The 9,830-nt window shown below is 67.6% G+C and carries 8 protein-coding genes; 3 read left to right on the top strand and 5 right to left on the bottom strand.

Annotated features, from left to right (window positions below; all coding sequences use genetic code 11):
• Positions 1 to 1,996: beta strand repeat-containing protein (locus BM249_RS14055; RefSeq protein WP_210186998.1), on the bottom strand; the 1,996-nt coding region annotated here is incomplete at its 3' end.
• A gap of 415 nt (positions 1,997 to 2,411) precedes the next feature.
• Positions 2,412 to 4,952, bottom strand: coding sequence for a TonB-dependent receptor (locus tag BM249_RS14050; RefSeq protein WP_091972777.1), 2,541 nt, complete (start codon positions 4,950 to 4,952; stop codon positions 2,412 to 2,414).
• Between the two features lie 691 nt (positions 4,953 to 5,643).
• Between BM249_RS14050 and BM249_RS14045 the strand changes: the two genes are divergently transcribed.
• Both BM249_RS14045 and BM249_RS14040 read left to right on the top strand, forming a co-directional pair.
• Entirely contained in the window at positions 5,644 to 6,672 is a 1,029-nt protein-coding gene (locus tag BM249_RS14045) for a substrate-binding domain-containing protein (protein WP_091972775.1), read from the top strand.
• 13 nt (positions 6,673 to 6,685) lie between these two features.
• Entirely contained in the window at positions 6,686 to 7,171 is a 486-nt protein-coding gene (locus BM249_RS14040) for an SAM-dependent methyltransferase (protein ID WP_091972773.1), read from the top strand.
• A gap of 45 nt (positions 7,172 to 7,216) precedes the next feature.
• Here the strand turns inward: BM249_RS14040 and BM249_RS14035 are convergent, their stop codons facing one another.
• Together BM249_RS14035 and modA are read right to left on the bottom strand one after the other, a co-directional pair.
• Positions 7,217 to 7,426, bottom strand: coding sequence for a TOBE domain-containing protein (locus BM249_RS14035; RefSeq protein ID WP_091972771.1), 210 nt, complete (start codon positions 7,424 to 7,426; stop codon positions 7,217 to 7,219).
• Between the two features lie 110 nt (positions 7,427 to 7,536).
• Positions 7,537 to 8,319 carry a molybdate ABC transporter substrate-binding protein gene (gene modA / locus BM249_RS14030; protein ID WP_091972769.1) on the bottom strand — a complete coding sequence of 261 codons (783 nt, stop codon included), beginning with the start codon at positions 8,317 to 8,319 and terminating at the stop codon, positions 7,537 to 7,539.
• Between the two features lie 140 nt (positions 8,320 to 8,459).
• Between modA and BM249_RS14025 the strand changes: the two genes are divergently transcribed.
• Positions 8,460 to 8,795 carry a winged helix-turn-helix domain-containing protein gene (locus BM249_RS14025; protein ID WP_091972768.1) on the top strand — a complete coding sequence of 112 codons (336 nt, stop codon included), beginning with the start codon at positions 8,460 to 8,462 and terminating at the stop codon, positions 8,793 to 8,795.
• 9 nt (positions 8,796 to 8,804) lie between these two features.
• On the opposite strand, the gene BM249_RS14020 is transcribed toward BM249_RS14025, so the two are convergent.
• A complete protein-coding gene (locus BM249_RS14020; RefSeq protein WP_091972766.1) occupies positions 8,805 to 9,740 on the bottom strand; it encodes a hypothetical protein in 936 nt (311 codons plus the stop codon).
• Positions 9,741 to 9,830: the final 90 nt, after the last annotated feature.

Raw genomic sequence — 9,830 nt, 5'->3', positions numbered from 1 at the left:
CATTGGTCGTGGTGCTGTTGCGGCGGTTGGCCGTGGTGGCGTTCTGCGGGTCGGCATCGGTGAAGCGCACGTCGCCGTTGATGACGCCGCCGGCGTTGTTGGCGAGGGTGGCGTTGCCGGCACCGTAGACCACGATGGCCTGACCACCGGTCGGACCGGTGATCGTTCCGTCGTTGACGATGGTGTAGGCCTGCGCCCGGCCCTGGATGGCGCGGACCCCGGTGCCGGTGCCGCTGATCGTGGCGCCGGCGCGGTTGGTGACGGTGAGGGCCGCGACGTCGTCGTCGGAATCGATGGCCGCGACGGCCGCCGTGCCGGTCCCGTTGCGCGTCGCCGAGATGGTGCCGGCATTGGTGATCGCCATGGAGGCGATGTTTTCACCGGCATAGATGCCGCGCGAGATGCCGATGCCGTTCTCCGTCACCGCGATGGTGCCGTTGTTCGTCACCGCCACGTTGGCGAAATCCGCGCCCGTGGAGTTGGTGAGCACGCCGTAGACGCGGTTCGCCGAGGTGTTGGCCCGGCCCGCCGCACCGGTGCCCGTGAGGGTGCCGTTGTTGACCAGGCTCGTGTTCGAGCCCGACAGGTTCACGGTCTTGTTGGTCAGCGTGTTGTTGACGGTGAGCTGCGCGCCCGAACCCGTCACCTGGATCAGGCCGCCGATGGTCTGGATCGAGCCGGCGCCCAGCGTCAGATTGCCGCCCGCGACTGTGAGGTTTCCGGACAGATTCTGGACCGAGCCGCTGGCGGTGGTCCAGGCGCTGCCGGCGCCGGTCTGGTTCAGGCTGGTGAAGCCCGCGACGGTGCCCGTCAGGGTCCCGGTGCCCGTGAGGTTCAGGGTGTTGGTGCCCTGCCCCTGCGCGGTGATGTTGCCGCCGATGCTCGAGCCCGTGCCGAGGTTCACCGTATTCACGGTGGCGGCGACGTCGAGGAAGGACAGGCCGCCGGAGATGCGGCCGGTGTTGTTCACCGTCTGGCTGCCGCCGCCGAAGGCGAGGTTGCCGTTGATGGTGCCGGCATTTGTGATCGTGCCGGTGCGGCGCAGATTCACCACCGTCGCGGCGGTCTGGAGATCCTGGTCGAAGTTGCGCACGTCGCCGTTGATGACGCCGGTCGCCGTGTTGGTGATGACGGTGTTGTAGGCGCGCGGCGTGGTGGCGTCGCCGGCATTGCCGGCATTCACCGCGAAGGTGGCGATGGCCGCTTCACCGGCGGTGGTGTTGGTGATGGTGCCGCTGTTGTTGATCTCGTACTGGGCGGCGCGGCCCGAGAGGGCGCGGGTGTTGGTGCCCGTGGCGGTGATCCGGCCGGCGGCGCTGTTGTTGATCACGAGCCGGTCGGTGTCGTCGTCGGAATCGACGCCCGCGACGACGGCGGTGGAGGCCGTGGCGGAAGCGCCGCGCGTGGCCGAGATCAGGCCGCTGTTGTTGATGGTGAACAGCGTCGTGTTCTCGCCGGAATAGATGCCGCGCGCGATGCCGTTGCCGTTCTGCGTCACCGCGAGGGTGCCGGAATTGTTGACCGTGGTGCTCTCATATTGCGAGCCGTTCGGCGCGCTCGAGAAGGCGCCGTAGATTCGCGTCGTGCTGTTGCCGGCGGGCGCCGTCAGGGTGATCGTGCCGGTGTTGTTCAGGGTCGAGCGGTCGCCCGCCAGGTTGACGCCGTAGTTGTCGCGGTTCTGCGGCGCGCCGTTGTCGATGATGCCGGCGTTGTTGACGACGCTGGTGCCGTTCACCCGTACGTTGGCGAAGTTCGGATTGGTGCCGACACCGGTCTGCTGCGAACCGAGGGTGGCGCCGGACTGGATGTTGACCGTCAGCCCCGTCACGCCGGCCGGCGCGACGAAGCCCGTCGGCTGCGCATCCGTGCAGGTCACGGTCTGCCCACTCGTAGGCGTGGCGGGCTGGCACGCCGCCGAAGCTTCGGCGATCGCCAGGGTCCAAATTGGAACGCTCGCCATCAATGAGCGGCGCAGCACCTGACCTTGCCTCGACATTCGACCCCCCTGAAACCTTATGATTTTTCCCGGCCGACAGCACAGAGGCCGGGCGGGGTGAGGAGACGATGAAAGAGGCTTGCGGCGGAGTCAAAAAATAGTTCGGGCTTATTATTATACGAAATCACTTTGACTCGAAGCGATGCAAAACGATCACATATCTACTGGGACCTTTCATCGTTCGCCTTGGATAAACGAGAAAATCCCGCAATCTATTCATGGTCAACAAGCAATATGATCGGGATGTTTTGGCAAATGGCGCCATCGGCCCAGTGAAGCCGGAGCGATCCGCATCGGACGAGTGCCCCGGTCGCGGACCTCGGACACGAAAAAGCCGGCCCCTTGCGAGGCCGGCTTTTCGCATGTCGGTCGTCCCCGGACGGGACGACGCGAGGATATCGCGAGACGATCCCGCTTAGTATTTGCGTATGATCGGCTCGGCCATCGGCACGGGGGCTTCACCGAAGGTGTAGCGGATGCCGCCATAGACCGAGAGCGGCTGGGCAAGGGTCGTCGTGCGCGGGTCGTTGACCGGGTAGCGGTTGGCCACCAGGCCGGGCTCGAAGAAGGTCCCGAACGTGGTGTAGCGGTTGTTCGTCAGGTTGGTGACGTATCCGAACAGTTCGAGGTTCTTATCGACCCGGTAGCTCGTGTTCAGGTTCAGCACATAGTAGGCCGGCAGCTTGCGGTTCAGGTTCGACTCGTCACCCCGGTAGTATGAGGACGAGAACGCCTGCATGGCCATGCCGACGCGCCAACGCGGCAGCACTTCGACGTCGAAGCCGACCTTGAACTGATGATCGGGGATCAGCGGCACCTTGTTGCCCGGCACGACGTTGATGGCGCCATCGACGGAGAGCGGGTTGTTCGGCGACGACAGCGTGCCGTTGAACCGGAAGGTGGCGTCGATGAGCGCGTAGTTCGCGTAGACCGACAGCCAATCGGAGACGTATTCGAGGCCGACTTCGACGCCCTGGCGGCGGGTGCCCGGCACGTTCACGAAGTAACCGCGCGCCGCGTTGCCGGGGGTGGCCAACGACAGGATGTCGTTGGTGAGATCCGTGCGGAAGGCGCCGATCTTATAGTTGACGAGGCCGCCATCGTAGAAGTTCGGCAGGGCGCCACGGAACCCGACCTCGTAGGTCCGGCCTTCCACCTGCTTGAGCGGCGGATCGGCCACGAGGGAGTTCGGCAGCAGGCAGGGGCGCAGCGGGTTGGCGCAGGCGAGTTCGAGGGGCGTCGGGGCGCGGTTCGACTCGGAATAGCCGCCGTAGAGGTTGAGGCCCGGCGAGAAGCGGTAGGTCAGGCCGGCGACGGGATTGATCTTGTTGAAGTAATGGGTGCCGGTCACGTCCGGCGAGAAGCCGGTCTGATCCTCGCTCGCGATGCGGGCGAAGTTCAGCCGCGCGCCCGCCGTCAGCGACAGGGCGTCGGTGAGGTCGATGGTGTCGGTGGCGTAGAGGCCCATATAGAGGTTCGAGCCCGTCACCGAGCTCGGTGCGATGCCGAGGGCGGCGGCCGTGCGCAGGAAGTCGGTGCCCAGCCCCGGAACCGTGCCGTAGGCGGGGGTGAGCGGGTTCGTGGTCACCGACAGGTCGGGGTTGATGACGCCGAGCGTGCTCGACGACTTGTAGCCGTAATTCGCGACGTCGATGGAGCCGCCGACCACGAAGCTGTTGTTGAAGCCGAACACCCGGTCGCGGTTGGCGGCCTGGAGCGAGCCGCCGTAGCCCGTGGCCTCGGTCTTGGTCACGTCGAGGGTGCCGTAGGGAACGCCGGCGGTGAACGGGATGCCGTTCGGCGCGCCACGGCCGAGCATGAGGAACTGGTTGGTAAAGGCGTTGCGGCTCTGGCCAGGCGCCTGGGTGAACCCGTCATCCTCGAAGCAGAGGCGACCGCGGAACGAGGAATTGCGTGAGCAATTCTCGAAATCGCTGTCGTTGCCGTCGATGTATTGCTGGCTGAATCGGCGAAAGTAAGCGTTGCCCGAGAGATCCCAGGTCGGCGAGATGTCGACGCGGCCCGTGAGCTGGATGGTACCGAGCTCGGTGGTGGTGGTCTGCGGGTAGGTGAAGATCGCCCGCGGATCGACGTGGGTGAAGTCCGTCGGCGTCGCGGCGGCGGCGCCGAAATAGGTCCGCGCCAACTGGCCGATGAGGTGGAACTCCGAATCCGGCGTGCGATAGCCGACATCGCCGTAGACGCGGCCGATGGTGCTCGGGCTCTGGAAGCGCCAGCCCCGGTCGTTGAGGCCGTCACCCGCGAAGTAGATGCTCCACGGGCCGATCATCTTGCCGTGCTGCAGCGAGCCGGCGATGCGGGCGTCCGAGCCGCCGAGCGCGGTGATCTCCGTGCCCTGCCAGTTGAAGCCGTTCTTCATCTGGATGTTGATGGCGCCGCCCAGCGCGTTGAGGCCGAAGACCGGGTTGCCGGTGACGACGTCGATGCGGTTGATGGCGACCTGCGGGATCAGGTCGAGGTTGACCGTGTCGCCGAAGGCTTCGTTGATGCGCACGCCGTTCTGGTAGACGGCGAGGCCCTGCGGCACGCCCGTGACCGGCGAGGCCTGGAAGCCGCGATAGTTGATGTCGACGCGGTTGTTGTTGCCCTGGCTGTCGGAGAGGTTGAGGCCGGGCACGCGGCGGGCCAGAGTCTCGACGGCGTTGAAGGTGGCGCGGTCGAAATTGAGATCGGCGGCCGTGACCGACTCGACGGTGCTGGGGATCTTGTTGAGCGGCAGGGCGCCGCCGCGCAGGCGTGTCGTGTCGGGAACCTGCAGGGCCGGGCCGCCCGGCGCCTGGAGTGCCGGAACGCTGGGCGCGCCGCTGCCCGACGCGACACCGACGGGGGTCGTGGCGACGACGCTGATCTCGCTCAGGGAGACCGCATTCTGAGCGTGCGCGACGCACGGCAGCAGCGCGACCGAGGCAAAGAGACTGTACCGCAGCGAACGCATGTTTCTTCCCCGACCCCAGACCGTTTTCATGATCGCAACTTTGCGGTGACGCTTGCCTCGTTCATGGGCGAAGTGCCGCCGGGGGGGAAGGGCGAGACGGGGCGGCGCAGTGAATCCAGCGGCACGGCGCGAAGGAATGCCGAATGCCGTGGTGTTCCTGCCACAATTTTTCCTTATCCCACAGGCGTTTAGGTGAGATAGTGGCAATTCAAATCGGGATAATTCGGCAATCTCGGCGGGTCGCCCCGATCCATTGTGTGCCGACGCGCGCGCCCCTCACGATGTAGAGGCCCCGCAACGTGCCGGATGCCCCGGCCTCGACCAAATACATCGTCGAAGCTCCCACCGTCGTGGCAAATTTTCGCACTGCAAAAATCCGATCCCGCCCGAACCTATGCCTTCGTTCCGGGACCGATACCGCACTGAAACGAATCCCCTCACACGGATGGCGCCGGCGAGTTCACGACCACTTCGCGGGAGACCGGGCCTGCGGCAGTCTTCGTGCCCATGGCGGCAGCATCGGGTGGAGCATCGCCCGAACCGTGGCCAGGCATGGCGGCGCCTCCGATGGGGCGACGGGTGCTGATTCGGATCGGAGCGGACCCCGTCCCATGGGCGCCTCCGGATGTGCTATCGACACCGGTTCCGAACCGCGACCGCGCGGCGGGAAGAAAGTTGCGACGGCCGAAACATGACGCAAGCCGCCGAAGAGACGCCCTTCAGCATCGATCTCGGGATCGGGGGCACCATCCGGATCGGATCGCAGCGCATCGGCGTCGCGGAAGCCTTCGCCATCCTCGAAGCCATCGCCCGCACGGGCTCGGTCCAGGGCATCGCCACGGAACTCGGCCTGTCCTATCGGGCGGCCTGGGAACGCCTGCGCGCCCTCGAAACCGCCCTCGGTCACCAGCTCGTCCGAAAGACGCGGGGGCACGGCAGCGCCCTGACGGAGACGGGCACGACCCTGCACGAAGCCTTGGCGGAGGCGGCGACGGCGCTGGCCGGGCCGATGGCGCGCGAGGGCCGGTCGGTCCTGACACGCCTCGGGGCCGTGCTGGGCCAGACGTCGCCCGCCCTCGCCCTGGTGGCCAGCCACGACCTGCTCCTCATGGACGTGCTGGCCGACCGGCCGGACATCGCCCTCGTGGTCGCCGGCAGCGAAGAGGCCGTGATCCGCCTCACGGGGGGCCGCGCCGACGCCGCCGGCTTCCATTGCGGACCGGACGGCCCGGCCCTCGGCGGCCCGGTCTTCGCCGATCTCGAACACAACCCGGCCCTCCGGGTCCGCCCCCTGTTCGAGCGGGAGCAGGGCCTCATGCTCGCCGCCGGCAATCCCCTCGGCATCGGGGGCCTCGCCGATCTGGCGCGTCTGCGGGCCCGCTTCGTCAACCGCCAGAAGGGCTCGGGCACGCGGCTGTGGTTCGACCGGCTGCTGGCGGAATACGGCCTCGCCCCCTCCGACATCCAGGGATACGCCGGGGAGGAGTTCACCCATCAGGCGGTGGCGGCGCTCATCGCCTCCGGAGCGGCCGATGCCGGGTTCGGAGCCCGGGCGGCGGCCGAGCGGTTCGGCCTCGCCTTCCTGACGCTCGGCTGGGAATGCTACCACCTCGCCTTCAGCGCCTCGCTTCCGGACGCGCCCTTCGACAGCCTGGCCCACACCCTGGCCGAACGGGCGGCGCGGACGCCCGGCTATCGCGCCGCCGTTCCGAAGGCTTGAGGGAAGCGCCGCGATGGTCCGCCTGAACGAAATCCGACGGAACGAGATCGCCGTCGTGCCACCGGCCGCCACCGATGCGGGCCTCGTCTATATCGGGCGCATCGCGACCCCCTGGACCGATCGCCTCGCCTGCCCGCGCATGGGCCGGGCCGATGGTCCCCTCTGCCGGATCGAGGTGTTCGAGCCCTGGGTCGCGGCCCTCGACGGGCTCTGCGCCTATGCGCGGATCGAGGTGCTGTACTGGCTCGATGCCTCGCGGCGCGACCTCGTCCACCAATGTCCGGCGAGCGACGGCGTCGCGCGCGGCACCTTCTCCCTACGCTCGCCCGTGCGGCCGAACCCCATCGGAACCTCCATCGCGCAGCTCGTGGGAATCGACGGCCCCATCGTCACCGTGCGCGGCCTCGACTGCCTCGACGGAACCCCGCTCCTCGACCTCAAGCCGGATCGGAGCCTGTTCACACCCGTCGCCCCACCGCAGCCGGGGGATTTCGAATGACATGGCACTGCGCGGAGCAGAGGCCCCGCGCAGTATAAAAGGACCTCAATCGACGGCGATCATCACATCGGAGGCCTTGACCACGGCATAGGCCTGTCCGCCGACCGTGAGGCCGAGGCTGTCCACGGATTCGTTGGTGATCGAGGCGGTGATCACCGTGCCGTCGGCGACCTCGATCTTCACGTGGGCGGTGGTGGCGCCCTTCTCGACGGAGACGACCTTGCCCTTGAGGGTGTTGCGTGCGCTGATCTTCATGAGACTTGTCCCTTCGAGCCTTGTCCGCCGACCGGAGACCGGTTCGACGGGCAACGTGTTTGATGAAAGAGGTGGAGCGACTTGCGTGATCCCGGGATCGCGAAAACGCCCTACCGTCCGGAAGCGCCATCGAGGACCCGGAAGCCCTGGGCCTCGAAGATCGGCCGGGCCGTCGCCCCCTTCAGGAAGTCGAGGAAGCGCGCGGCGCCCGCCCCCTTGGCCTCGGCCGTGACGGCGAACGGATACACCACCCTGGGGTGGGAGTCCGCCGGAAACACCCCCACCACCTTCACGCCGGAATCGGATTTCGCGTCGCTCTCGTAGACGACGCCGAGGGGCGCCTCACCGCGCGAGACGAGGAGCAGGGCGGCCCGCACGTTGTCGGCCTGGGCCAGACGCGCCTGCAGGCCGCTCCAGAGGCCGAGTTTTTCAAACGCCGCCTTGGCGTACTTGCCGATGGGCACCGATTTGACCTCGCCCGTGGCGAGGCGCCCATCGCTCCCGAGGGCCGCCGCGAACGCCTCCGCCGTGAACGGCACGGCGGTGATCGGGGCGTCCTTCGGGGCGATCAGCACGAGACGGTTGCCGAGGAGGTTCACCCGGCTTTCGGGGCGGACGAGCTTCCTATCGGCGAGGTAATCCATCCATTCGAGATCGGCCGAGGCGAAGAGATCGGCGGGCGCGCCGGATTCGATCTGCCGCGCCAGGGCCGAGGAGGCGGCGTAGCTCGCCCGGACCGCGATGCCGCTCTCGTCCGTGAACGCCTTGCCGGCGGCGTCGAGGGCGTTCTTCAGGCTGGCGGCGGCGAACACCGTGACGGTCTCGGCGGCCTGAGCGGCGGGCGTCAGGGCCACGAGGGCCGCGAAGAGCAGGGTTCGAATAGCGGTGCGCATGGGGATCGGCCCTCGGAACGGAGAGGGCTTGGTTATATACGGACAAGCATAACGAAGACCAGCACTCCCGCCGAGGCCGGTCCGGTGGCAAACCGTTCGAGCGCGGCCAGGGGCGTCGCGGGGGGACACGAGGAGGCCGCATGGCCCGCTTGAGCATCCGCATCGACGTGGCGCCCGGTTTCCGGATCGGGCCCGGAAAGGTGCAGCTCCTCGAAGCCATTGCCGAGCATGGTTCGATCTCGGCGGCGGGCCGGGCGCTCGGCATGTCGTATCGCCGCGCGTGGACCCTGGTCGAGGCCATGAACAACGGGTTCGGACGCCCCGTCGTCGAAGCCCAGACCGGCGGCAAGGCCGGCGGCGGCGCCCGTCTCTCCGGCCTCGGCGCCGAGGTCGTCGCCCGTTACCGCGCCGTCGAGCGCGCGGCGGAAGCTTCGGCCCTGCCGCATTTCGCCGGCCTCTTATCGTCCGATCCGTGAGATCGCCGCTCAGAAGTCGATGCCGAAGCGGATACGCAGGTTGTGGCGGGCGAACTGGGTGAGGTTGAAGGCGCGGTCCGCGAAGGCTTGCGACCGGTCGTGGCCGATCAACTGCGTCGCGTACGCCACCGTGAGGAAGCCCTTCTTCGACACCTGATAGTGCAGAACCGGCCCGGCGAACACGGCATGCCCGAGGAACCGGTTGAGGAACGCGCCGTCATAGGCCCGCAGGGCGCGCAGTTCCGGCCCGAGGAACAGGGTGTCGGTGATCCGGGCCATCACCGTGCCCGACAGGGACAGATTGGAGGACCGGTCGGTCTCGCCCGCCCCCTTCAGGCGCGCGACGGAGGGATCGTAGATGAGGTTGACGCCGGCCCAGAGCCGGTCCGGGATCAGGCGGGCATCGACCATGAGGCGCGTGTCCATGCTGAACACGTCCGCCCCCTGCCCTTCGATGGGCGTCACCCGCGAGAACAGGGGCTCGGCCTGGAGGGCGATGCCGAAGGGCGCGTCGTCGCTGCGCGTGTGGAACTGGTACTTCAGTTCGACGGAGCCGCCGTTGAAGGTGCCGAGCCGCTTGTTCGGCACGCCCGCGATGTTGCGGGTGTCGCGCGCCTCGAATTGCAGGCCGGGCTCGATGCTGAACTCGTCCGTGGGATCGATCTGGTAGCTGACGATGGGCTCGGCGGCGCCATAACCCGACATCCCCGGGCCGCCGCGGCGCTTGCTGAAGCGGCCGATGGCGTCGACCACGATCTCTTGCTCGCCCTTCTTGCCGGTGTCGGTGCCCTCCGTGAACCCGAACAGGTTCTCGGTATCGACCGTATCCGGTGCGTCGCCGCCCGCCGCCCGGGCCTCGACCATGCCCGCGCCCGCGAGAGCGATGGCGAACAGCAGGGCTCGCGGGAGCGATCTGGGATGATATGGCAAGACGGGACGGGACATTGCATTCTGCTAGCGCGTCCGCCCATTGCTTGGCTGATGCCGAAGGATCACAGGGGACGGATCGAAATTCCATGGCGCGGTGTGAGATTT

The organism is Methylobacterium gossipiicola (assembly GCF_900113485.1).
Taxonomy (GTDB): domain Bacteria; phylum Pseudomonadota; class Alphaproteobacteria; order Rhizobiales; family Beijerinckiaceae; genus Methylobacterium; species Methylobacterium gossipiicola.
Note: the sequence above shows the minus strand (reverse complement) of the source record. Positions and strands in the feature narration are given on the sequence as shown.

Coding starts and splice junctions, on each gene's coding strand:
- BM249_RS14040 (WP_091972773.1), top strand. CDS start 6,686: ATGGTCCGCCTGAACGAAATCCGACGGAACGAGATCGCCGTCGTGCCA.
- BM249_RS14050 (WP_091972777.1), bottom strand. CDS start 4,952: ATGCGTTCGCTGCGGTACAGTCTCTTTGCCTCGGTCGCGCTGCTGCCG.
- modA (WP_091972769.1), bottom strand. CDS start 8,319: ATGCGCACCGCTATTCGAACCCTGCTCTTCGCGGCCCTCGTGGCCCTG.
- BM249_RS14045 (WP_091972775.1), top strand. CDS start 5,644: ATGACGCAAGCCGCCGAAGAGACGCCCTTCAGCATCGATCTCGGGATC.
- BM249_RS14025 (WP_091972768.1), top strand. CDS start 8,460: ATGGCCCGCTTGAGCATCCGCATCGACGTGGCGCCCGGTTTCCGGATC.
- BM249_RS14020 (WP_091972766.1), bottom strand. CDS start 9,740: ATGTCCCGTCCCGTCTTGCCATATCATCCCAGATCGCTCCCGCGAGCC.
- BM249_RS14035 (WP_091972771.1), bottom strand. CDS start 7,426: ATGAAGATCAGCGCACGCAACACCCTCAAGGGCAAGGTCGTCTCCGTC.